The 23,369-nt window shown below is 73.4% G+C and carries 14 protein-coding genes; 2 read left to right on the top strand and 12 right to left on the bottom strand.

Annotated features, from left to right (window positions below; genetic code table 11):
• Positions 1-26 precede the first annotated feature (26 nt).
• The 3 genes from AB0G52_RS30520 to AB0G52_RS30510 all read right to left on the bottom strand — a co-directional run bounded on the left by AB0G52_RS30520 (position 27) and on the right by AB0G52_RS30510 (position 4,584).
• The gene (locus AB0G52_RS30520) at positions 27-1,847 is read right to left on the bottom strand and encodes a GMC family oxidoreductase (RefSeq protein WP_132892998.1); all 1,821 of its coding nucleotides are present in this window, start codon (positions 1,845-1,847) and stop codon (positions 27-29) included.
• Between the two features lie 82 nt (positions 1,848-1,929).
• The gene (locus AB0G52_RS30515) at positions 1,930-3,555 is read right to left on the bottom strand and encodes a succinic semialdehyde dehydrogenase (RefSeq protein ID WP_132893000.1); all 1,626 of its coding nucleotides are present in this window, start codon (positions 3,553-3,555) and stop codon (positions 1,930-1,932) included.
• Positions 3,556-3,660: 105 nt separating this feature from the next.
• Complete coding sequence (locus AB0G52_RS30510; RefSeq protein ID WP_361340597.1) at positions 3,661-4,584, bottom strand: serine/threonine-protein kinase; 924 nt, start codon at positions 4,582-4,584, stop codon at positions 3,661-3,663.
• A 133-nt stretch (positions 4,585-4,717) separates the two neighbouring features.
• Here AB0G52_RS30510 and AB0G52_RS30505 point away from each other — a divergent pair, with 133 nt between their 5' ends.
• Complete coding sequence (locus tag AB0G52_RS30505) at positions 4,718-6,631, top strand: glycosyltransferase family 2 protein (protein WP_361340594.1); 1,914 nt, start codon at positions 4,718-4,720, stop codon at positions 6,629-6,631.
• A gap of 31 nt (positions 6,632-6,662) precedes the next feature.
• Here AB0G52_RS30505 and AB0G52_RS30500 read toward each other — a convergent pair whose 3' ends face one another.
• From AB0G52_RS30500 to AB0G52_RS30480, 5 genes are all read right to left on the bottom strand, one after another.
• Positions 6,663-8,255: a serine/threonine-protein kinase gene (locus AB0G52_RS30500; protein WP_132893005.1), complete on the bottom strand. Its 1,593-nt coding sequence runs from the start codon at positions 8,253-8,255 to the stop codon at positions 6,663-6,665.
• Positions 8,256-8,348: 93 nt separating this feature from the next.
• Positions 8,349-10,073, bottom strand: a complete 1,725-nt coding sequence (locus tag AB0G52_RS30495) for a serine/threonine-protein kinase (protein ID WP_361340590.1) — start codon at positions 10,071-10,073, stop codon at positions 8,349-8,351.
• A gap of 181 nt (positions 10,074-10,254) precedes the next feature.
• The gene (locus AB0G52_RS30490) at positions 10,255-13,284 is read right to left on the bottom strand and encodes a protein kinase (protein WP_361340587.1); all 3,030 of its coding nucleotides are present in this window, start codon (positions 13,282-13,284) and stop codon (positions 10,255-10,257) included.
• 137 nt (positions 13,285-13,421) lie between these two features.
• Positions 13,422-15,575 carry a serine/threonine-protein kinase gene (locus AB0G52_RS30485; protein WP_361340737.1) on the bottom strand — a complete coding sequence of 718 codons (2,154 nt, stop codon included), beginning with the start codon at positions 15,573-15,575 and terminating at the stop codon, positions 13,422-13,424.
• 143 nt (positions 15,576-15,718) lie between these two features.
• Entirely contained in the window at positions 15,719-17,425 is a 1,707-nt protein-coding gene (locus AB0G52_RS30480; protein ID WP_132893011.1) for a glycerol-3-phosphate dehydrogenase/oxidase, read from the bottom strand.
• 248 nt (positions 17,426-17,673) lie between these two features.
• Here AB0G52_RS30480 and AB0G52_RS30475 point away from each other — a divergent pair, with 248 nt between their 5' ends.
• Positions 17,674-18,882, top strand: a complete 1,209-nt coding sequence (locus AB0G52_RS30475; RefSeq protein WP_132893013.1) for a nucleotide sugar dehydrogenase — start codon at positions 17,674-17,676, stop codon at positions 18,880-18,882.
• 122 nt (positions 18,883-19,004) lie between these two features.
• On the opposite strand, the gene AB0G52_RS30470 is transcribed toward AB0G52_RS30475, so the two are convergent.
• The 4 genes from AB0G52_RS30470 to AB0G52_RS30455 all read right to left on the bottom strand — a co-directional run bounded on the left by AB0G52_RS30470 (position 19,005) and on the right by AB0G52_RS30455 (position 23,367).
• On the bottom strand, positions 19,005-20,129 hold the full coding sequence (locus tag AB0G52_RS30470) for a GuaB3 family IMP dehydrogenase-related protein (RefSeq protein WP_132893015.1): 1,125 nt from the start codon (positions 20,127-20,129) through the stop codon (positions 19,005-19,007).
• 104 nt (positions 20,130-20,233) lie between these two features.
• Positions 20,234-21,736: an IMP dehydrogenase gene (gene guaB / locus AB0G52_RS30465; RefSeq protein WP_132893017.1), complete on the bottom strand. Its 1,503-nt coding sequence runs from the start codon at positions 21,734-21,736 to the stop codon at positions 20,234-20,236.
• Between the two features lie 154 nt (positions 21,737-21,890).
• Positions 21,891-22,451 carry a sigma-70 family RNA polymerase sigma factor gene (locus AB0G52_RS30460; protein WP_358981769.1) on the bottom strand — a complete coding sequence of 187 codons (561 nt, stop codon included), beginning with the start codon at positions 22,449-22,451 and terminating at the stop codon, positions 21,891-21,893.
• A gap of 304 nt (positions 22,452-22,755) precedes the next feature.
• Complete coding sequence (locus AB0G52_RS30455; RefSeq protein ID WP_003948568.1) at positions 22,756-23,367, bottom strand: response regulator transcription factor; 612 nt, start codon at positions 23,365-23,367, stop codon at positions 22,756-22,758.
• Positions 23,368-23,369 lie beyond the last annotated feature (2 nt).

Below are 23,369 nucleotides of genomic sequence, written 5' to 3'. Positions count from 1 at the left end.
AGAGGGACCTGGGCTCGGAGGGGGGCTCAGGTCCCTTTTCGCTGCCCGGCCGCCCCGCTTCCCGGCGGCTGCTTCTTCGGGGGGACGGCCGGGATGCCGAGGAACGGCAGGCGCAGGGCGCCGAACGCCCCGGCCGGGACCGCCGGTTCGCGCGGTTCCACCGGGCGCAGGCGCCGGTACGCCTCGCCCTGCGGCGGACGCGGGTCCGGCTCGCCCTTGTTGGGCCAGTACGACATCGCGCGCTCGGCCTGCGCCGTGATGGTGAGGGACGGGTTCACGCCCAGGTTCGCGGAGACGGCGGCGCCGTCCACGACCGAGATGCCGGGGTGGCCGTACAGCCGGTGGTACGGGTCGATGACCCCGGTCTCGCGGGAGTCGCCGATCGGGCAGCCGCCGAGGAAGTGGGCGGTGAGCGGGGTGCCCATCAGCTCGCCGACGTTGCTGCCGGGGAAGCCGTTGATCTCGGCGGCCAGCACGGCGGCCGCCTCCGAAGCGGCCCTGATCTGCTTGGGGTTGGGTGCGCCGTGGCCCTGCCGGGCGGTGAGCAGGCCCTTGCCGACGCCGTCCGGTTTCAGGTACGTGGTCAGGGAGTTGTCCAGCGACTGCATGACCAGGCCGATGATGGTCCGCTCCGACCAGCGCCGGTTGGAGAGCGAGCGCAGCACGAGGAGCGGGTGGCGGGCCGCGTTCGCCAGCCAGCCGAGGACCCGGGAGGTGCCCTCCGCGTAGGGCACCTGGAGGATCGACAGGCCGCCCATCGCGTTCGACCCCTTGCCGTACCGGACCGGCTCGATGTGCGTGTTCTCGTCCGGGTGGATGGAGGACGTGATCGCGACGCCCTTGGTGAAGTCGGCCCGCGGGACGCCGTGCGCCCTGCGGTAGCGGCGGTCGTCGGTCTGGGCGCCCACCAGGGCCTCGGAGTTGGTGCGGGTGAGGTCGCCCAGCCGGTCCGAGAGGTACGGCAGCCGGCCGCTCGCCTTCATCCGGTGCAGGAGGGTCTGGGTGCCGTACGTGCCTGCGGCGACGACGACCCGGCGCGCCGTGAAGACCCGGCCCTTCGCCTTCCTCCGGTCGTCCGTGGGGAGGGTCGCGACCGCGTAGCCGCCCCGCGAGTCGTCGGTGACGGAGACGACGGTGGTCATCGGGTGGACGACCGCGCCGGCCCGTTCGGCGAGGTGCAGGTAGTTCTCGTTGAGGGTGTTCTTCGCGCCGTGCCGGCAGCCGGTCATGCACTCGCCGCACTCGGTGCAGGCGTTGCGGGCGGGACCGGCGCCGCCGAAGTAGGGGTCGGCGACCTGGTCGCCGGGTGCCGCCTTGGCCTCGCCGTCGGCGTCCTTGCCGTCGCCGAAGAAGACGCCGACCGGGGCGAGGTGGAAGGTGTCGCCGACGCCGAGCTTCTCCGCGGCCGCCTTCAGGTGGACGTCGGAGGGGGTCGTCGTCGGGTTGAGCCGGACGCCGAGCATGCGCCGGGCCTGGTCGTAGTACGGCGCCAGCTCCTCCTGCCAGTCCGTGATGTCACGCCACTGGGGGTCGTCGAAGAAGGGCTTCGGCGGGACGTACAGGGTGTTGGCGTAGTTGAGGGAGCCGCCGCCGACGCCTGCGCCGGCCAGGACCATGACGTTGCCGAGGAGGTGGATGCGCTGGATGCCGTAGCAGCCGAGCCGGGGGGCCCAGAGGTAGTTCCTGATGTCCCAGGAGTTCTTGGGGAGGGTGTCGCGGGTGAAGCGGCGGCCCGCCTCCAGCACACCGACCTTGTAGCCCTTCTCGGTGAGGCGCAGGGCGGTGACGGAGCCGCCGAAGCCGGAGCCGACGACCAGGACGTCGTAGTCATAGGTGTCCTGAGACAACGTGCCATCTCCCCTTTGAGTGTGCGCTGCGGGTGCTCGGTGGCTGGTCGCGCAGTTCCCCGCGCCCCCAAAGACAGGTCGGCTATCGCAGCCTCAGTGCCTTCATCACCTTCAGACTCGTGCTCATGAACTGGGCGTACTTCTCGTCGTCCATGCCCAGTGCGGGGGCCATCGGGAGCAGGCGCTGCTGGGCGACCGTCTGCGCCTCCGTGTACTTGAGGATGCCCTCCGAGCCGTGGCGGCGGCCGAGGCCCGAGTCCTTCATGCCGCCCATCGGCGACTGGACGCTGCCGTACGCGGGGGCGTAGCCCTCGTTGACGTTGACCGTGCCGGTGCGCAGGCGGGCGGCGACGGCGCGGCCGCGGCTGCCGTTCTTCGTCCAGACGGAGGAGTTGAGGCCGTACGGCGTGCCGTTGGCGTGCTCGATCGCCTCGTCGTCCGTCCTGAAGCGGTAGATCGAGACGACCGGGCCGAAGGTCTCCTCCGTGCAGACGGCCATCGCCTCCTCGACGCCGTCGAGGATGGTGGGCTCGTAGAAGTAGGGGCCGATGTCGGGGCGGGCGGTGCCGCCGGCGACGACGGTCGCGCCCTTCTCGACGGCCTCCGCCACGTGCCGGGTGACCGTCTCCAGCTGCCGTTCGCCGACCAGGGAGCCCATGTCGGCGCCGTAGGCGAGGGACCGGCCGAGACGCATGGCTCTGGTGCGGGCGGCGAAGCGCTCGACGAACGCGTCGGCGATCGACTCGTGGACGTAGAGCCGCTCGATGGAGATGCAGAGCTGGCCGGCCGAGGAGAAGCAGGCCCGGACCGCGCCGGCGGCCGCCTTCTCGATGTCGGCGTCGTCCAGGACCAGCATCGCGTTCTTGCCGCCGAGTTCGAGGGAGACGCCGACCAGGCGGGCGGCGGCGCCCTGGGCGACCTCGCGGCCGGTGCGGGTGGAGCCGGTGAAGGAGACGTAGTCGGCGTGCCGGACGACCTCGGGTCCGACGACCGGGCCCTCGCCGAGCACCACCTGGAAGACGTCCGCGGGCAGGCCGGCCTCGATGAGCAGGTCACGCGCCCACAGGGCGGTCAGGCAGGTCTCGGTGTCCGGCTTCATGACGACCGCGTTGCCCGCGACGAAGGCGGGGAGGGCGTCGCCCACGGAGAGTTCGAGGGGGTAGTTCCAGGGGGCGATCTGGCCGACGACACCGCGCGGGTGGCGCAGTTCGGTGACCTTGGTGAGGGTCGGCATGGCGCCGGCGTGCCGCTTGGGCCGGAGGTAGGAGGGGGCCTTGCGGCCGTAGTGGCGGGCGGCGACGGCGACGGCCTGCACCTCCTCGTGGGCGTGCAGCCGGGCCTTGCCGGTCTCCAGCTGGATGAGGTCGAGGACCTCGGCCTGGCGCTGGAGGACCAGGTCGTGGAAGCGGAGCAGCACGGCGGCGCGCTGCCGGACCGGCACCTTCGCCCACACGGCCTGGGCGGCGCGGGCCGCTTCATAGGCCTTCGCCACGTCCTCGGGGGTGGACTCGGGCAGGTCGGCCAGCTTCTCGCCGGTGAAGGGCGTGTGGTTGGCCGTGCGTCCGGAGCCGACGACGCCCTTGGTGAGCTGGGCGACCAACTCGGGCGTGACCACGTCGGCGGCCGTTCTGGCCCCTGCGGGGGCGGGGGCGAGGGGGTTCGTGCCGGTGGGGGCCGGTGCGTGCGCCGGGGCCTGCGAGTCCGTCATGTGCCGCAGGGTATGCGGCGGCGGGGGCCTTTGGGTACCCGTGGGTAACCCGGTTTCCCGGCGACCACCCACCCCGCCAGCGATCACTGGCAGCGAATGCGCTGATCAGGAGGTGGGACGGGGACGATCAGCGCGCTCCGGTTTTTTGGCGAGGAGCAGGCCGAGGGCGGCGAGGGGGGTGAGGCGGCGGGGTTCGGCGGCCTCGGGGTCCGGCGCGGCCGGGGGCTCCGGGGCGGGGTCCGGGGCCGGTGCGGGCGCCGCCGGGGGCTCGGTGACCCACTGCGGGAGGTCCACTCCGGCGGCCCGGGCCAGCACCTCGGCGGCGTCCGCGGCCGCCGGGCGGGCCTCGGGGTCGGGCGCGAGGAGTCGGTCGAGCAGCGCCCCGAGGGCGCCGTCCGCGCCGTCCGCGCCGCCGACGGCGGCACGGAGCAACGCGCCCAGCGACCACAGGTCGGAGGCCGGCCCGGCGGCCCCGCGCTCCTCGCCGTGCTCCGGGGCGGCGAAGCCGCCGAGTCCCTGCCCCGATCCGGTGCCGAAGTCGGTGACGACGACACGCTCGCCGTCCGCCGCGAGGAGCACGTTGGACGGCTTGAGGTCCCGGTGCACGATCCCGACGCAGTGGGCGGCGTGCAGGGCGCCGAGCACGGCGAGCCCGACGCGGGCGGCCTCGGGGGCCGGCAGCGGCCCGTCGGCGGCCAGAACCTGGTCGAGGGACCGCCCGGCCACCAACTCCATGACGGTCCAGGGCACTTCGCCGTCGAGGAGTACGTCGTGAATGGCGACGACGGCCGGATGGTCGACGCGGGCGGCGGCGCGGGCCTCGTGCAGCAGGCGGTGGGCGGCGCGCCGCCGTTCCTCGTCGTCCACGCCGTCGGGCAGCCGCGGCTCCTTGACGGCGACGTCCCGCCCGTCCTGCTCGTCACGCGCGCGCCACACGGTGCCGGCCGGCCCGGAGCCGATGGGCCCGGCGAGCCGGTAACGCCCGCCGATCAGACGTCCCTCGACCGGCTGTTCGCCGTCTTCGCTCATGCCACATGAGTACCTTGCGCACCATGCCCTTGTCGAAGCGGCGCGGTCAGCGGGCCGTGGGCCGACGCGGGCGCCGCCACCACCGCACGAGGCGCCCCGACCCGTGCCGCGGCCGGCCGGTAAAGTCCCGTGAATGCCGAGAGTCAAGGTCAGCGTCATCGTTCCCACCTACAACACCGGGAAGTACGTCGACGAGTGCGCGCCGTCGCTGCTGGGGCAGAGCCTGCCCGCCGACGAGTACGAGGTCATCTACGTCGACGACGGCTCGACCGACGACACACCGGCCCGGCTGGAGCGGATCGTCGGCGAACACCCCAACGTCCAGGTGCACACCCGGCCCAACTCCGGCTGGCCCGGCGCCCCCCGCAACCTCGGGATGCGGCACGCCAAGGGCGAGTACATCCAGTTCGTCGACCACGACGACACGCTCGGACCCGAGGCCCTGGAGCGGCTGTACGAGCACGCGAAACGCAACGACGCCGACGTCGTGCTCGGCAAGATGTCCAGCACCATGGTCCGGCCCCGCCGCCTCTTCCGGCACACGATCGACGCCTGCACCATCGAGAACGACGAGCTGATGCAGAGCATGTCGCCGCACAAGATGTTCCGGCGGGCCTTCGTCGAGGAGCACGGCCTGCGCTTCCCCGAGGGGCCCTGGATCCTGGAGGACCTGCTCTTCGTCAGCGCCGCCTACCTCAAGGCCGAGCGCATCTCCGTGCTCGCCGACTACCCCTGCTACTACTGGATGAAGCGGGACGACGGCGGCAACAACACCCAGCACCGCTTCAACCCGCGGCACGGCTTCTGGGCCAACGCCCGCACCATCGTCCGCCAGATCAAGGACGGCACCCCGCCCTCCGACGACCTCGACGCCCTCCAGAACCGTCTCCTGCACCGCCTGTACCACGTCGAGGTCCTCTCCCGCACCCGCGAGCCGGAGATCCTCCGCGAGGACCCCGCCGAGCAGCGCCCGCGTTTCGAGGCGGCCCGCGAGCTGGCGGTGACGGAGTTCCCCGCGGCCGTCCGCGAGGGGCTGCCCGCGGTCTCCCGGCTCCGTGCCGACCTCCTCGAACGCGGTGACTTCGACGGCGCCGTCGCCCTCGCCGAGCGCGTCCGCCAGGTCACGGCGCGCTGCGAGGTCGGGACGCCGGCCTGGGAGGACGGCCGTCTCGTCGCCGACGTCACCCTCGGCCTCGTGCGCGGCGACGGCGAGCCCCTCGTCCTCGTCGAACGGGACGGGAAGCGGTGGCTCGACCCGGAGCTGCTGGCCGGGGTGCCGGGGACCGAGGACGGCTGGGAGGTCCGCGATCCCTTCCGGCTGGCCTACGCGGAACTGGTGGTCAAGGACCGGGACCGGGAGGACTGGTGGTACCCGGAGGGCGAGCTGGAGGTGGGGCTCCGGCCGCTCGGCGACGGGCGCGGTCAGCTCGTCGCGGCCGGGCGGCTGCGCCTCGATCCCGAACGGCTCGCCGGCGGGCGGCCGTTGGAGCGCGGGGTGCACGACGTGTGGGCGTACGCGCAACTGCTGGGCATCGACCGGATGGTCCGGGTGACGGGCGGCGGCACGCCGGGGACCCCGGCCGCCGGTCCCGCGGTGACCGGCGGCCGGCTGGCGCTGCCGTACTGGACGGGGAGCGGCCAGCTGGCCCTGGACATCGACCAGCGGCAGCGGAAGGTGGGGGCGGACACGGCTCGGGCGGCGGCCGCGAACCCGGCGCGCGGGGAGGGGGCCTCGCTCGCGCTGCCCTACGTCGCGGCGGCGAACGGCGCCCCGGCCCGGGTCAAGGTCGGCGTGGGCACGGTGACGGTGCAGGCCGAGCTGGTCCCCGAGGCGGGGACGGCCCGGCTGCGGCTGCCCGCGCGCCTGCAACTGCCCACCGGCCGGCATCCGGTCACGTTCCCGAAGGCGTCGGCGCCGGTCGCGTACGCGGTGGTCAGGGGCGGTGCGGTGCGGCGCCTGGAGGGTCCGGCGTACCGGCCCCGCCCGACGCGGCGGCTCATGGACGCGGCGACGGACGGGCTGCGGCGCGTGCGGCGCACGCCCTGAGCGGCCTGGCCCCCTGTTCCGGCCCCCGCGCTCACCCCGCCGCGAACGTGTCCACCGCGACGTCGAAGTACTCCCGCGCCTCCCGCACCTTGCCGACCGGCGCCGACACCCACACGTCGTACAGCCGTCCGCTCTCCTCCCAGCAGAGGTCGTAGGTGTGCCGGGGGCCCTCGGCCGCGCTGAAGCCCTTCCAGGTGAACTCCCAGAAGGCGGCCGGGTGTCCGGAGTGGGTGGTGTCGGTGACCCGGCCGTCGTGGTAGCCGGGGTTGGTGCTCGGCCCCTCGGCCGCCGCCCGCCGCAGCACCGTCCCCGGACCGCCGGTCACCGGTTCGGACACCTTGATGCCGAGCCGGAAGGTCTGCCCCGGCGACAGGTAGAAGACGCGCTCGCCCTGCGGATCGCGGGTGAAGCCCTCCGGCACGGCCAGCGAGAAGCCGGCCGGGTCCTGCGCGAAGCGGTAACCGGAGGGCGCGGTGCGGTTGCCGGAGGCCGAGAGGGTGGGGGAAGCGGGCGACGGGGCGGGTGCGGACGTCGACGTGGAGGAGGCGGAGACGGCCGTCGTGGCGCCGGGTCCCGGCGTCCCGCCGTGCCCGCCGCCGTGGAACAGCAGCGTCGCCGCCGACACGCCCGCCCCGGCCATCGCGGCGACCAGTAACGCGGCCACCAGCAGCCCGCGCGTGGCGGAGGACTGCGGCTGGGCGCCCGGCGCCGGCGGCCGCGGCACGTCCCGCTGGGTCGGCGTGTACGACGCCGCGCCGGCGCCGCCCGTCGCGGCCGGCGCCGCCACGGCCCCCGTGTCCAGGTACTCGCGCAGCATCCGCTCGGCCTCCGCCGCGCCCAGCCGCCGCTCCGGATCCCGCTCCAGCAGCCCTCGTACGACCGGCAGCAGCGGCTCCGCCTGGGCCGGTGGCCGGATCTCGTCGGAGACCACGGCGTGCAGGATCCCGCCGAGCGAGTCGCGCCGGAACGGCGACTCGCCGCTGAGCGCCGCGCACAGCAGCGCCCCCAGCGACCACAGGTCGGACGCCGGGCCGGACCGGGAGCCGGACATCCGCTCCGGCGCGGTGTACTCGGGCGAGCCGACGAAGGAACCGGTCTCGGTGAGCGTGGTGGCGCCCGCCACCTGGGCGATGCCGAAGTCGGTGAGCACGACCCGCCCGGTGCCGGTCTCGACGAGCACGTTCGCGGGTTTGATGTCCCGGTGCAGCACGCCGGCCTCGTGCGCCGTGCGCACCGCGCCGAGCAGGGCGACGCCGATCCGCGCGGCCTCGGCGACGTCCACCGGGCCGCCCCGGGAGATCCGGTCGGCGAGCGAACCGCCGTCGATCAACTCCATGACGATGTAGGGCCGTCCGCCGTCCTCCACCACGTCGTGGACGACGATGATGTGCGGGTGGTGCAGCTGGGCGACCGCCTGCGCCTCGCGCAGGGTGCGGTCGCGGCGCAGCCGGGCCTCGTCGTCGGAGAGGGTGTCGTCGACGGTGAGCTCCTTGACGGCGACCTCCCGCCCCAGGAGCTGGTCGGTGGCCCGCCACACGACGCCCATGCCCCCGCGCCCGAGCCGCGCTCCCAGGCGATACCGCCCCGCGACCAGCCGTACGGCGTCGTCCCCCGGATTCACCATGCGCCCCATGATGCCGCACCGGACGCCCGGCTTCCGGACCGCGACCGGCCAAGACGCACGGCCGGGGCGCACGGGCGGGCGCCCGGGGGCGGCTCAGCCCGACGTCCCCGGATCCCAGGTCTGCAGGACCCACTTGAACTGCTTGCTCGCCGTCGCCCAGTCCTTCGCCGGCGACGACATGTAGATCGCGTACTCGACGCCGTCCCGCGAGTAGTAGGTCTCCTCGATCGCGCGGCGCGGTCCCGGCACGTAGGGCGGGTCCTTTTTCAGCGCGGTCCAGGTGTACTCCCACACCGCCCCGGGCCGGTCCCGGTACAGGTTCTTCTCCATGGTCACGCGGCGGTAGTCGACCAGTTTGTGCAGCTGCTGCTCCAGGTCCTCCTGGTGGGCGAGCGCGTCGGAGAAGTCGGGTGAGCTGTCGACGGCGATGCGCACGAAGTGCTTGCCGTCGTCGGGCGTGTAGTCGATCTGTTTGAGGTCGCCGTCGATGCCGTACACGCTGCGCTTCCAGCCCTTGGGCAGGGAGAGGCTGAAGCCGAGCGGGTCGTGCTTGGTCACCCAGTCGGTGGGGACCGCGCCGTCCGGAGCCGAGGTGGCCCCGTGCGTGGCCGAACCGGACGTGGCCGGCGCGACGTTGCCGGAGGCATGCTGCCGCTGTCCGGAGTCCCACTTCTGCACTGCCACGGCCGCACCGCCGCCGATCAGCGCGGCCAGGGCCACGACGAGCGCGAGGGTGCGCAGCCGACGCCGCCGGGGCTGCGCTGCGGCAGGCACGGGCGCCCCGCCGACGGCCGTCGGCCCGTTCACGGAGCTGCCGCCGACGGGCGGCCGGACCTCGTAGGAACCGCCGTAGTGACCGCCGCCGTACGAATCGCCGGGGAAACCTCCGAGGGAACCGCCGGACGCCCCGTCGTAGGACGACGCCCCGGCCTTCCCCGGGTCCCGCCGGGTACCGCCGCTGAGCTGCGACTGCGTCGGCACGTACGCCTGGGCCGCGCTGGGCCGACGGCCCTCCGCCGCCTCGGCGAGCATCTGCTCGGCCTCTTCGGGGGTCGGCCGCTGGGCCGGTTCCTTGCGCAGCAGCGCGGTGATGACCGGCTCCAGCGGGCCCGCCGCCCGCGGCTCGGCGGCCTCGTCCTCGACGACCGCCTGCATGGTGGTCAGCGGCGAGGTGCGGCGGAACGGCGAGCGGCCCTCGACCGCCGTGTACAGCGTCGCGCCCAGCGCCCACAGGTCGGAGGACGGCCCGGGGTCGTGCCCGCGCACCCGCTCCGGTGCGAGGTAGTCGACGGAACCGACGACCTCCCCGGTCCGGGTGATGGTCGTGTCGCCCTCGATCTGCGCGATGCCGAAGTCGGTGAGGAGGACCCGGCCGTCCCGGCCGAGCAACACGTTGCCCGGCTTGACGTCCCGGTGCAGTACCCCGGCGCTGTGCGCGGCGCGCAGGGCGCGCAGCACCCACAGCCCGATCCGGGCGGCCTCCCGCGGCTCGATGCGCCCCTGCTCCTTGACCGCGTCGGCCAGCGAGTGGCCCTCGACCAACTCCATGACGATCCACGGCCGGCCGTCGTGTTCGAGCACGTCGTGGACGGTGACGACGGCGGAGTGGTTGATGCGCGCCGCGGCGCGGGCCTCCGCCCGGGTACGGGCCAGCAGGACGGCCTGGTCGGCCTCGGAGACGTAGAGCGCAGCCGTCAACTCCTTGATGGCGACCGCCCGGTGCAGCACTTCGTCATGGGCGCGCCACACCCGGCCCATGCCGCCGCTGCCGATGGTGTCGGCGAGCCGGTAGCGGCCCGCTATGAGCAGGCCCTGCATCTGATTCACGTTGCCCCGCAATGCTCTTGTCAGGGCCAGACTAAGGACCGGCCTGCGGTCATGGAACCAGTGGGGTCCCACGGAGACAGCACTGTGACGGTTTTCGCCTTCCTTACGGGATGTGAACGAAATCCCCTCACCGTGGCGGGAACCGATCGGCCCGGGACGGCGTTGACGCGGCTCAGCGCGTGTACGTGTACGACGACGAGGCCTGCTCGTACAGCTTGGTGACCTCGTCCCGGTCGGACTCCGGGCCGCGCACCTGCACGATGTGGTAGCGCCCGCCGATCAAAAAGACCATGTTGCGTACGAACAGGTCGCCCTGCCCGCTGTCCGTCCAGGTGAACTGGCCTTCGGCGGACACCTGCTGACCGACCGTGATGGTGCGCAGACCGCCGGCCGTGGCCCAGCTGGAGTCCCGGTACGGCTGCAGCTCCGGCTCCTTGTCCCGCTGGTACGCCATCGGGTCGCTGCCGTAGGTCGCCGCGCTGTCCCGGCCCGCCACCACGATCAGCTCGAACCTGCCCTGTGAGTAGATCACCTGGCCGGCGCTGTTCTTCGGGGTGCGGGTCCAGCCCTTGGCGACGGCGATCCGGAAGCCGTTCGGGTCGTTGCGCAGGGTGAAGCCGTCGCCCACGGAAGCGCCGTCCGTCGAGCCGGCGGTGGTCTGGGTCTCCGTGGACGGAGTCGCCGTCGGGCTGGGGGTGGGGGTCGCGCTGGAGCCGGGCGCGGTGCTGACCGTCCCCGCCGATCCCGTCCGTTCGCCGCCGTTGTCGTCCGTGGCGCCCTTCTTCGGCAGGAACAGCATGGCGTACGCGACCGCCGCGGCCAGCAGGAGCAGGACCAGCAACAGCAGCGTACGGCCCAGTCTCCGCGGGGACCTGGCCTCCTCCCGGGCCCGCTTGTGCCGGCCGTGGGTCGCCGGGAGCCCGGCCCTGCGCCTGCGCACCAGCTCACCGCGGCGCCGGACGATCGGCAGCCGCCTGGGGTCGGGCGGGGCGGCGACGACATGGGTACCGGCGTCCGGCTCGGGCGCGGAGCGCACCAGCGAGCGCAGCCAGCCGCGCAGCTCCTCGAAGTCCGGGCGCTCGGTGGGGTCCTGACGCAGCAGCGACTCCACGACCGGCCTGAGCGAACCGCACTCCTCCGCGAAGGCGGGCGGCTCCGAGCACACCAGCTGCACCAGTTCGGCGGTCGACTCCTCCGGGTACGGTGCGTGTCCCTGCACCGCCCGGAACAGCAGCGCGCCCAGCGCCCACAGGTCGGTGGCCGGTCCGATGGGCGCCGCCAGCTGCCAGTTCTCGTGCACGGGAACGGCCTGCTCCGGCGCCCAGCGCTCGGTCACCGGCCCCACCACGGTCATCCGCACCTGACGGGCCCGTTCGGCGGCCAGCGCGGTCGCGGGCCCCCGCCGGCCGGGGACGGCGGCACCGGCCTCGTCCCAGCGGGGGGCGGGACCGGTCCCCCGCGCGGGTACGACGGCGGGCGGGCCGCCCTGAGCGCCGGGGAGTTCGGTTCCGGGGCCGCCGGCGCCGGGAGCGGCGGGCGGTAGCGCGGACCGTTCCCGCCCGGCGGCCGCCGGGGCCGCTCCGGGTTGCGGGCGCGGCGCGGCCCCGTGCCAGGGCGCGGGCGCGCCGCGCACCCCGTAGGGATCGGCGATCCGGCCCCGGGCCACCCCGCCGGCACCCCGCTCTCCGGCCCCCGCATCCGGCCCCTGCGCCCACCCGTTGCCGTACGGCGACTGCGCCTCACCGCCGGCCTGCCCCGGGAGGTACGGCGAACCACCCACGGCCCCAGAGCCGTACTCCGACTGAACCGCCCCGTTGGCGTGCCCTTGCCCGTACGGCGACTGGGACGCCCCGTCGGCCGACCCGGGCCCGTACCCCGGCTGAGCCGCCCCATTGGCCTGCCCGGGGCCATACGGCGGCTGGGACGCGCCGTCGGCCTGGCCCTGGCCGTACGGCGGTTGGAGCGCCTCGTCGGCGTGCCCGGGGCCGTACACCGGCTGTGCCGCGCCGTTGGCGTGTTCCCGGCTGTGCGGCGGGAGTGTGGCGGCACCGGACTGACCCGGGATGTGGGGTGCGGGGGGCCTGGTGCCGCCCTCGGTGGGTGGCCGGGCGCCGGGCAGGGCGGCCCGGCCGCTCTGCTGGGCCTCCTGGACCCGGGCGGCGGCCCTGGCCCCCGCCTGGTACGCGGCGATCGCCCCGGCCCGGGCGGCCCGGATGTCCGCGCCGGTCTCCACGGCACGCCGCTCCACCGCGCCCGTACCGGTGCCGCCCGGCCCCTCGTCCGGTCCGGCCCCCGGCAACCCGTTGGCCGCCCGCGCCTGTATCGCGGCGCGCCGCGCGGCCTCGGGATCCGTCTGCGACGCGCCGGGCGCCGCCTGTGCGCCGCCTGTACCACCGAACGCACCACCACTGCTTCCCGTGCCTCCGACGGCAACGGCTCCCGAACCGCCGGAACCACCCGAACCGGGCAGACCGGGCGGCACGACAGACAGGGGCGAGCCGCCGGGCGTGCCCGGCGCGCCGGAACCTTCCGCCTGCCCGAGACCCCGCGGACCCCCCGCCCCCTCGCCGCCCTCCTCCTCGGGCAGCGGCACCGGGTCGTACCCGCTCAGCGCCTCCTCCGCGGCCCCGACCGCGAGGCCGGTCAGCAGCACGCGGCCGTCGTCGCAGACGAGGACCGTGCGGGCGGTGATGTTGCGGTGCACCCAGCCGTGTGCGTGCAGGACCCGCAGCGCCATCAGCAGGTCGGAGGCGACCTCGGCCGCCCGGTACGGCGTCAGCGGCTGCTCGGCCAGCAGCGCCGCCAGCGGCCGCGCGGCGACGAACTCGCTGACGATCCAGAGCGAACCGCCCTCGGCGAACACGTCGAAGACCTGGTCGAGGCGGGGGTGGTCGGGGATCCGGGCGGCGGCCTGCGCGGCCTCCACGGCGCGCCGCACCGCCGGATCGCTGGGCCGGCGTGTCGCGGTCCTGGCCGACGGCGGCCGGCGCCCGCCACGGTCACGGGCTGTGAACCCGTCGGGCAGTCCCTCGGCGTCGAGCACCTCGGCCTCGACCACCTCCGGCAACGGCACCTGGCGGACGAGGACTTCCTGCCCGCTGTAGGTGTCGAAGGCGCGGCTCTCGGTGAGTTCGTACTCGTCGGAGGGGGGCAGGGGCAGGCGGTAGCGGTCGGCGAGCACCCGACCCGCATAGTCGTCCACGTTGCCTCCCCCGGCCGCCCGGTCGGTCAAATCCGTTCGTTGGGCGGCCCGTTCCGCGTGCATACCGGCATGCGTACGGTCCGCAACCACTCACGATACGTGCCGGAGGCAATTCGCATTGTGGGGATGCGAATTTGTCACTTCGGCTCGAAGGACGCGGCGAGCGTCTTCCAGGTGTCCCGGCGCAGCTCGCTGCTCCAGTCGTCGTCCTTCGCGGTGTACATCAGCGCGTACCCCTGATGGGAGTTGACGACGAACCCCCGGTCGATCGTGTGGTACTTGGTCCCGTCCTCGACGTAGGTGAACTCCCAGTCGGCGGCGTTCCAGCCCCGGTAGCCCACCGCCGCTATGCGGATCTTCTGGTATTCGGAGCGCACCATGTAACGCTCCTGGCTCCTCCAGTCCGCCACCGGGTCGTCCTTGGGGGTGCTCGTCCAGGCGATCAGCAGCTTCTGCCCGTCGGGACCGGTGAACCGGTCCCCGGCGGAGCTGCTGGTCTGGAACTTCCAGCCCTTGGGCAAGCCGATCGAGTACCCCTGGCCGCCGGTGTACTTCTTCACCACCGGCACGCCGTCGTCGCCGCTGCCACTGGAGTTCGACGTGGCGGAACTGTCGTCGCCCGGCGCGCCCGCGCCCGAGGTGCTCCCGGTGCTCGCGGACGCCGACGTGTCACCGTCCGTCCGGGTGCCGCCGCTGGTGTCCTCCTTGGTGGAGGGCCCGCTGCCGGACTTCGCACCGGAGCCGCTGCGCGCGCTCGCCCCCGAACTCGCCACCGCCTTGGCACCGCCGCTCCTGCCGCTCCCCCGGGCGTCCCCGTCGCCGCCGCCCAGCGTGAGGGCGAGCACGGTACCGAGCACCGCGAGCACCACCACCAGGGCGATGATCACCAAGGTGCGCTTGGGCACCACGTCGGTGAGCGGCGCCCGGGGCACCGGCCGCGGCGGCAGGTCCAGGTCCGGCGGCGGCACCACGGGCCACCCCGAACTCACCTTGCCGGTGGCCGGCTTGGTCCGCGCCGGGCCGCCGGTGGAACCGGGTCCGCCACCGACACCCACCGAGGCCGAGCCCACGGAGGCCGAACCGACGGAGTCCGAACGCTTGCTCCCGCCCGGTGCCGGAACGGACCCCGAACCGGGCCGGGTGCCGGCTCCCGCACCGGAACCGGAACTGGAACCGGTGCCGGCGGCGATCCCGCTGCCCGCGCCGCCCGAGCCGCCCCCCGCCCCGCCCGTGCCACCGCTCTTCACCTTGGTCGCGGCCGAGGCACTCGCCGCCCCCGCGACCTTGCGCACGGAACGCAGCGCCCCGCGCAGCTTCTCCCCGGCCTCCTCACCGCGTTTGGCCGCGCCGCTCCTCTCCACCTCCGGCGCGTCGGGCTGCGGCGGCAACGGCACCACCCGAGTGGCGTCCGCCGGTGCCTCCGCCGGCATGTTGACGACCGCGTTGAGCATCGCCCGCGCACCCGCGTCGTCCAGCCGCTGGGCCGGATCCTTGGTGAGCAGCCCGTAGATGACGTCCTTGAGCGGCCCCGCGTTCTTGGGCTCCTCCAGCGGTTCGGTCATCACCGCGGTCAGCGTGGCGATCGCCGACCCCTTGTCGTAGGGCGGCGTGCCCTCGACCGCCGCGTACAGCAGACCGCCGAGCGACCACAGGTCGGCCGCCGGGCCGGGCTTGTGACCTCGGGCCCGCTCCGGGGAGATGTAGGAGGGGGCGCCGACGAGCATGCCGGTGGAGGTGATGGACGGGTCGCCCTCGACCTGGGCGATGCCGAAGTCGGTGAGCACCACCCGGCCGTCGTGCTCGGAGATCAGCACGTTGGACGGCTTCACGTCCCGGTGCAGGATGCCCTCGCGGTGCGCGGACCGCAGCACGTCGAGGATCGCGAGACCGACCTCGGCCGCGCGCTTCGGGTCCAGGAGGCCGTCCTCACGGATGACCTCGGCCAGCGACTTGCCCTCGACCAGCTCCATCACGATCCAGGGCCGGTCGTCCTCCTCGACCACGTCGAAGACCGTCACCGCGCTGTTGTTGCGGATCCGGGCGATCGCCTTGGCCTCGCGCAGGGTGCGCGTGATCAGACGTCGTTTCTCGTCCTCGTCGATGTTCGACGGGAACCGCAGCTCCTTGACGGCCACCGTCCGGCCGAGGGTCTCGTCCTCGGCGCGCCACACCGTGCCCATGCCGCCGCGGCCGAGCACTCCCCCCAACCGGTACCGCCCGGCGAGAAGACGCTCACTGTTGTCCTGACGAGTCCCCTGACGAGGAGTACCCGCCCGCTCCGCCTCCGACATGCGTCCCCTCATGCAACCCGCCCTGACAGAGCCTCCATTGTCCCTCACCCGACAAGTGCCCAACGCCCAGGGGGCCCCTGACCGTGCATCGGGCGGGACCGGGGGCCGCCGCCGGGGACACCGCCGCCCAAACCGCCCCTGCCCTACAACGGCACGATGTCCGGCGCTCCCAGCCGTGCCGCGTCCGCCGTCTGGTCGTCGGGCTGGAGCTGGGACTCGCGCTCCGCCTCCACCCGCTTCTCGTAGTGCTCGACCTCCCGCTCCATCTGGCCCCTGTCCCAGCCGAGGACCGGTGCCATCAGCTCGGCCGCCTCGCGGGCACTGCGGGTGCCGCGGTCGAAGGTCTCGATGGAGATGCGGGTGCGGCGGGTCAGGACGTCGTCGAGGTGGCGGGCGCCCTCGTGGGAGGCGGCGTAGACGATCTCGGCGCGCAGGTAGTCGTCGGCGGCCGGCATCGGCTCTCCGAGGCGCGGGTCCGCGGCGACGAGGTCGAGGATCTCCTCCGCGTACGAGCCGTACCGGTTGAGCAGGTGCTCGACGCGCACCACGTGCAGGCCGGTGCGGGCGGCCGTCCGCGCCCGCGCGTTCCACATCGCCAGGTACCCCTCGGCGCCGATCAGCGGGACGTCCTCGGTGACGCACGGGGCGACCCGCATGTCGAGCCCGTGCACGGCCTCGTCGACGGCGTCCTTGGCCATCACGCGGTACGTCGTGTACTTGCCGCCGGCCACGACCACGAGGCCGGGCACCGGGTGCGCGACCGTGTGCTCGCGCGACAGCTTGCTGGTGGCGTCGGACTCGCCGGCCAGCAGCGGGCGCAGACCCGCGTAGACACCCTGGACGTCGTCGCGGGTCAGCGGCACCGCCAGGACCGAGTTGACGTGGTCGAGCAGGTAGTCGATGTCGGCGCTGGAGGCGGCCGGGTGGGCCTTGTCGAGGTTCCAGTCGGTGTCGGTGGTGCCGACGATCCAGTGCCGGCCCCAGGGGATGACGAACAGCACCGACTTCTCGGTGCGCAGGATCAGGCCGGTCGTGGAGTGGATGCGGTCGCGCGGGACGACCAGGTGGATGCCCTTGGAGGCGCGGACGTGGAACTGGCCGCGCTCGCCGATCAGTCCCTGCGTGTCGTCGGTCCACACCCCGGTCGCGTTGACGACCTGCTGGGCGCGGATCTCGTACTCCCCGCCGCCCTCCACGTCCTGCACGCGCGCCCCGACGACGCGCTCGCCCTCGCGCAGGAACCCGGTCACGCGGGCCCGGTTGGCGGCCTTCGCGCCGTAGGACACCGCGGTGCGCACCAGGGTCGCCACGTAGCGGGCGTCGTCCATCTGCGCGTCGTAGTACTGGATCGCGCCGACCAGGGCGTCCTTGCGCAGCGCGGGGGCGACGCGCAGGGCCTGACCGCGGGTCAGGTGGCGGTGCGCGGGCAGGCCCCGGCCGTGCCCGCGGGCCATGGACATCGCGTCGTAGAGCGCGACACCCGACCCCGCGTACAGGCGCTCCCAGCCCTTGTGCTGGAGCGGGTAGAGGAACGGCACCGGTTTGACCAGGTGCGGGGCGAGGCGCTCCAGCAGCAGGCCGCGTTCCTTGAGGGCCTCGCGGACCAGGGCGAAGTCGAGCATCTCCAGATAGCGCAGGCCGCCGTGGACCAGCTTGCTCGACCTGCTGGAGGTGCCGGAGGCCCAGTCACGGGCCTCGACGATGCCGGTGTTCAGGCCCCGTGTCACCGCGTCCAGCGCGGTGCCCGCGCCGACCACTCCGCCGCCCACCACCAGCAGGTCCAGCCCGCGTTCGGCCATGGCCGCCAAGGACTCCGCACGCTGCTCGGGCCCCAGTGTCGCTGTCCTCACCGCTGCCTCCCGCTCCGCCGCCGTCGGTCATCGCGCCCATGCCCAGATTCTGACCGGGTTGCCCGACTTCGGCCACCACTCACCCCCAGCCTGTGGACAACCGTCACCGAACCCACGGAAGACACATGAACACAATCCCACATAACGGTCATATTTACTCCTAGTCTGACATTGCGCTCCGCTCATCCTGTCCACAGGGCTTGCGCACCTGTCCCGCTTCGGTTACTGGGAAGGACGGCCCACACGCCATGCCCGCAGACCTCGCCGTCATCGGACTCGGTCCCTACGGCCTGCCCCTCGCCCAGGCCGCCGTGGCCGCCGGCGTCTCCACGATCGGCTACGCCACCGGCCCCGAGGCCGGCTCGCTCAGCCCGGCCGAGCTGCGCCGGATGCTCTCGGGGGGCTTCCGGACAGCCGAGGACCCGGCCGAGCTGGGGCGGGTGCGCACGGCCGTCATCTGCGCGCCGACGCCGCGCGGCGCCGACGGCGGGCTCGACCTGGGCCAGGTGGAGACCGCCGCCCGCACCCTGGCCGCCCGGCTGCGCCCGCACACGACGGTGATCCTGGAGTCGCCGGTCCACCCGGGGACGACGGAGGACTTCCTGCGGCCCCTGCTGGAGAAGGGCTCGGGTCTGCGCGCGGGGCGCGACTTCCACCTCGCCTACTCCCCCAGCCGGGTGGACCCCGGCAACCGCGAGTTCACCCCGGCCAACACCCCGAAGGTCATCGGCGGTCTCACGCCCGCGTGCATGGAGTCGGCGGCCACGTTCTACGGGCGGCTCACCGACAAGGTGGTACGCGCGCGCGGCCCGCGCGAGGCCGAGACCGTGCACCTCCTGGAGACCAACTTCCGGCACGTCAACATCGCCCTCGTCAACGAGATGGCGGTCCTCTGCCACGACCTGGGCGTCGACCTGTGGGACGTCATCCGCTGCGCGGAGACCAAGCCCTTCGGCTTCCAGGCCTTCCGCCCCGGCCCCGGCGTCGGCGGCCACGGCGTCGCGCTGGACATGTCCGGCCTCGCGAGCCGCGGCCTGCGCATGGTGGAGCTGGCCCAGCAGGTCAACAACCGGATGCCCGGTTACGTCGTCCAGCGGGCCGCCGCCCTCCTCAACGAGCACGGCAAGTCGGCCCGCGGCGCGCGCGTGCTGCTGCTCGGCGTCACCTACAAGGCGGACCTCGCCGACCAGCAGGACACCCCCGCCCAGGAGATCGCGATCCGCCTCATGGAACTCGGCGCGTCCGTCAGCTACCACGACCCGCACATCGCGTCCTGGAACGTCCTGAACCGCCCGGTCCCCCGCGCGGACTCCCTCTACGAGGCCGCCGCCGACGCAGACCTGACCATCCTCGTGCAGCAGCACCGCACGTACGACCTGCAGGGCCTGTCGGTGAAGGCCCAGCTGCTCCTGGACACCCGAGGCGCCACCCCGACAGGCGCAGCCCACCGCCTCTGACCGGCGCACGGGCACGAAGGGGGGCGCACGGATGGCCGACGTCGGGCGGCCGGTCCGTCTGGACGGCATGCGAAAGGCCGGGCGCCCGCTCGGGGGGACCGGCCTTTGCTTGTCGGGGGGGGCTACCGCTTGTGCTGGGAGTCCGCGACCGTCACCTCGACGCGCTGGAACTCCTTCAGCTCGCTGTAGCCGGTGGTGGCCATCGCACGGCGCAGGGCGCCGAAGAGGTTCATCGAGCCGTCGGGGGTGTGGGACGGACCGGTGAGGATCTCCTCGAGGGTGCCGACCGTGCCGAGGTCGACCTTCTTGCCGCGCGGCAGCTCCTCGTTCACGGCCTCCATGCCCCAGTGGTGCCCCTTGCCGGGCCCGTCGGTCGCGCGGGCCAGCGGGGAGCCCATCATGACCGAGTCGGCGCCGCAGGCGATCGCCTTGGGGAGGTCGCCGGACCAGCCGACACCGCCGTCGGCGATGACGTGGACGTAGCGGCCGCCGGACTCGTCCATGTAGTCGCGGCGGGCCGCGGCCACGTCGGCGACCGCGGTGGCCATGGGGACCTGGATGCCGAGCACGTTGCGGGTGGTGTGGGCGGCGCCGCCGCCGAAGCCGACCAGGACACCGGCCGCGCCCGTGCGCATCAGGTGCAGGGCCGCCGTGTAGGTGGCGCAGCCGCCGACGATCACCGGGACGTCGAGCTCGTAGATGAACTGCTTCAGGTTCAGCGGCTCGTGCGAGGACGAGACGTGCTCCGCGGAGACCGTCGTACCGCGGATGACGAAGATGTCCACGCCCGCGTCCACGACCGCCTTGGAGAACTGCGCGGTGCGCTGCGGGGAGAGCGCGGCCGCTGTGACCACACCGGAGTCGCGCACCTCCTTGATGCGCGCGCCGATCAGCTCCTCCTTGATGGGGGCGGAGTAGATCTCCTGGAGACGGCGGGTGGCGGTGTCGGCGTCCAGCCCGATGATCTCGTCGAGCAGCGGCTGCGGGTCCTCGTGCCGGGTCCACAGACCTTCGAGGTTGAGCACGCCGAGGCCGCCGAGCTCGCCGATGCGGATCGCGGTGGCCGGGGAGACGACCGAGTCCATGGGGGCGGCCAGGAACGGCAGCTCGAAGCGGTAGGCGTCGATCTGCCAGGCGATCGAGACCTCCTTCGGGTCCCGCGTACGGCGGCTGGGGACGACGGCGATGTCGTCGAAGGCGTACGCCCGGCGGCCGCGCTTGCCGCGCCCGATCTCGATCTCAGTCACGTCTGTGGCCTTTCCCTCTGCGTTTCAGCGTCTTCCAGTATCGCCGACGGGCACGGCGAGGGCGGCCCCGGATGCTCCGGGACCGCCCCTGGTACGCCTGACGTCTACTTGCTGCTGTAGTTCGGCGCCTCGACCGTCATCTGGATGTCGTGCGGGTGGCTCTCCTTGAGGCCCGCGGAGGTGATGCGGACGAAGCGGCCCTTGGACTCCATCTCGTCGACGGTGGCCGCGCCCACGTAGCCCATGGTCTGGCGCAGACCGCCGACGAGCTGGTGCAGCACGTTGGCCAGCGGGCCGCGGTAGGGCACCTGGCCCTCGACGCCCTCGGGGACGAGCTTGTCGTCGGAGGAGACCTCGGCCTGGAAGTAGCGGTCCTTCGAGTACGACCGGCCCTGGCCGCGCGACTGCATGGCGCCCAGCGAGCCCATGCCGCGGTACGACTTGAACTGCTTGCCGTTGATGAAGAGCAGCTCGCCGGGCGACTCCTCGCAGCCGGCGAGCAGGCTGCCGAGCATCACGGTGTCGGCGCCGGCCGCGAGGGCCTTGCCGATGTCGCCTGAGTACTGCAGGCCGCCGTCTCCGATGAGCGGGATGCCGGCCGGGCGGGCGGCGAGCGAGGCCTCGTAGATGGCGGTGACCTGCGGGACGCCGATGCCGGCGACCACGCGGGTGGTGCAGATCGAGCCCGGGCCCACGCCGACCTTGATGCCGTCGACACCGGCGTCGATCAGTGCCTGCGCGCCGTCGCGGGTGGCGACGTTGCCGCCGATCACGTCGACGCCCACGCTCGACTTGATCTTCGCCATCCAGCTGAGGGCGTTGCTGTTGTGGCCGTGCGAGGTGTCGACGACCAGGAAGTCCACGCCGGCCTCGGCGAGCGCCTGGGCCCGCTCCAGGGCCTCGGGGCTGGCGCCGACGGCGGCGCCGACGAGGAGGCGGCCCTCGGCGTCCTTGGCGGCGTTCGGGTACTTCTCGGCCTTGACGAAGTCCTTGACCGTGATCAGGCCCTTGAGGACACCGGAGTCGTCGACCAGCGGCAGCTTCTCGATCTTGTGCTTGCGCAGCAGCTGCATGGCCTCGGTGCCGGAGATGCCGACCTTGCCGGTGACCAGCGGCATCGGGGTCATGACCTCGTGCACCTGACGGCTGCGGTCGGACTCGAAGGCCATGTCGCGGTTGGTGACGATGCCGAGCAGCTTGCCTGCCGGGTCGGTGACCGGCACACCGCTGATGCGGAACTTGGCGCACAGCGCGTCGGCCTCGGCGAGGGTCGCCTCCGGACGCACCGTGATGGGGTCGGTGACCATCCCGGACTCGGACCGCTTGACCAGGTCGACCTGGTTCACCTGGTCCTCGACGGAGAGGTTGCGGTGCAGCACGCCCACGCCGCCGAGCCGGGCCATGGCGATCGCCATGCGGGACTCGGTCACCTTGTCCATGGCCGCCGACAGCAGCGGGATGTTGACCCGGACGTTGCGTGAGATGCGGGACGAGGTGTCGACCGCGTTGGGGAGCACCTCTGATGCGCCCGGCAGCAGCAGCACGTCGTCGTAGGTCAGCCCGAGTGTCGCGAATTTTCCGGGCACTCCGTCGACGTTTGCAGTCATGACACCTTCCCCAAATGGCCTTGAACGGTGCGGATGCCCATGCTAACGGGAAGCGGGGGCCCCGAATTCCACGGTACGACTCAGCCCGGGGCTTCGTATGTTCGTACGGAAACGGGCGTGCGCCTGTTCATCGGGGGTGGTTGCACCCGTTCGGCTACTGCTCCGCCAGTGCCCGCAGCCGGCTGAGCGCGCGGTGCTGGGCGACCCGGACGGCGCCCGGTGACATTCCCAACATCTGCCCCGTCTCCTCCGCGGTCAGGCCGACGGCGATGCGCAGCAGCAACAGTTCGCGCTGGTTCTCGGGGAGGTTGGCCAGCAGTTTCTTGGCCCATTCGGCGTCGCTGCTGAGCAGCGCGCGCTCCTCGGGGCCGAGGGAGTCGTCGGGGCGCTCGGGCATCTCGTCGGAGGGGACGGCGGTGGAGCCCGGGTGGCGCATCGCGGCCCGCTGGAGGTCGGCGACCTTGTGGGAGGCGATGGCGAAGACGAAGGCCTCGAAGGGACGGCCGGTGTCGCGGTAGCGGGGCAGGGCCAGGAGGACCGCCACGCACACTTCCTGCGCGAGATCCTCGACGAAGTGCCGGGCGTCGCCGGGCAGGCGGGACAGGCGGGTGCGGCAGTAGCGCAGTGCGAGGGGGTGGACATGGGCGAGCAGGTCGTGCGTGGCCTGCTCGTCCCCGTCTACGGCGCGGTGGACGAGAGCACCGATCGGCCCCATGGCAGTGGCTGCCTCGTCCTCGCGCATCGGACCATGGTGCCCTGCTGCCTCCGGCTGGGTGGCACCGCGTCCGTCGTTGTGCACCGAAGCGTTATGAGCAGGTGCGCCGGAACTCATCTCCTGCGCCCTCCCCTTCCGCTCGAACGACTCGTCCCCGAGAGACTCCACACCTCAAGGATGCGGCATCCGCGCCGAAACGAGCAGCGGCACTGCGCCGATCCGTCTTGCGGACCCCGCCCACCATGCGGTAGGCGGGAGCGTCCGGCCGGTGCGCGGTCCCGCTGCGGCGCAGCTCAGCGCGGCATCAACGGACCAGGCCCCAACGGAAGCCGAGGGCCACCGCGTGGGCGCGGTCGGAGGCGCCGAGCTTCTTGAACAGGCGCCGGGCGTGCGTCTTGACCGTGTCCTCGGAGAGGAACAGCTCGCGGCCGATCTCGGCGTTGGAGCGGCCGTGGCTCATGCCCTCCAGGACCTGGATCTCCCGTGCGGTGAGGGTGGGCGCGGCGCCCATCTCGGCCGAGCGCAGGCGCCGGGGTGCCAGCCGCCAGGTGGGGTCGGCGAGGGCCTGCGTGACGGTCGCGCGCAGTTCCGCGCGCGAGGCGTCCTTGTGCAGGTAGCCGCGGGCACCGGCGGCGACGGCCAGGGCCACCCCGTCCAGGTCCTCGGCGACCGTGAGCATGATGATGCGGGCGCCGGGGTCGGCGGACAGCAGCCGGCGCACGGTCTCGACGCCGCCCAGTCCGGGCATGCGCACGTCCATCAGGATCAGGTCGGAGCGGTCGGCGCCCCAGCGGCGGAGGACTTCCTCGCCGTTGGCAGCCGTCGTCACGCGCTCGACGCCGGGCACGGTCGCGACCGCGCGGCGCAGCGCCTCTCGGGCAAGCGGGGAGTCGTCGCAGACGAGGACGGATGTCATGA

This window comes from Streptomyces sp. NPDC021562 (genome assembly GCF_040640875.1).
Classification (GTDB): Bacteria; Actinomycetota; Actinomycetes; order Streptomycetales; family Streptomycetaceae; genus Streptomyces.
This window is presented reverse-complemented; position numbering and strand designations above follow the sequence as displayed.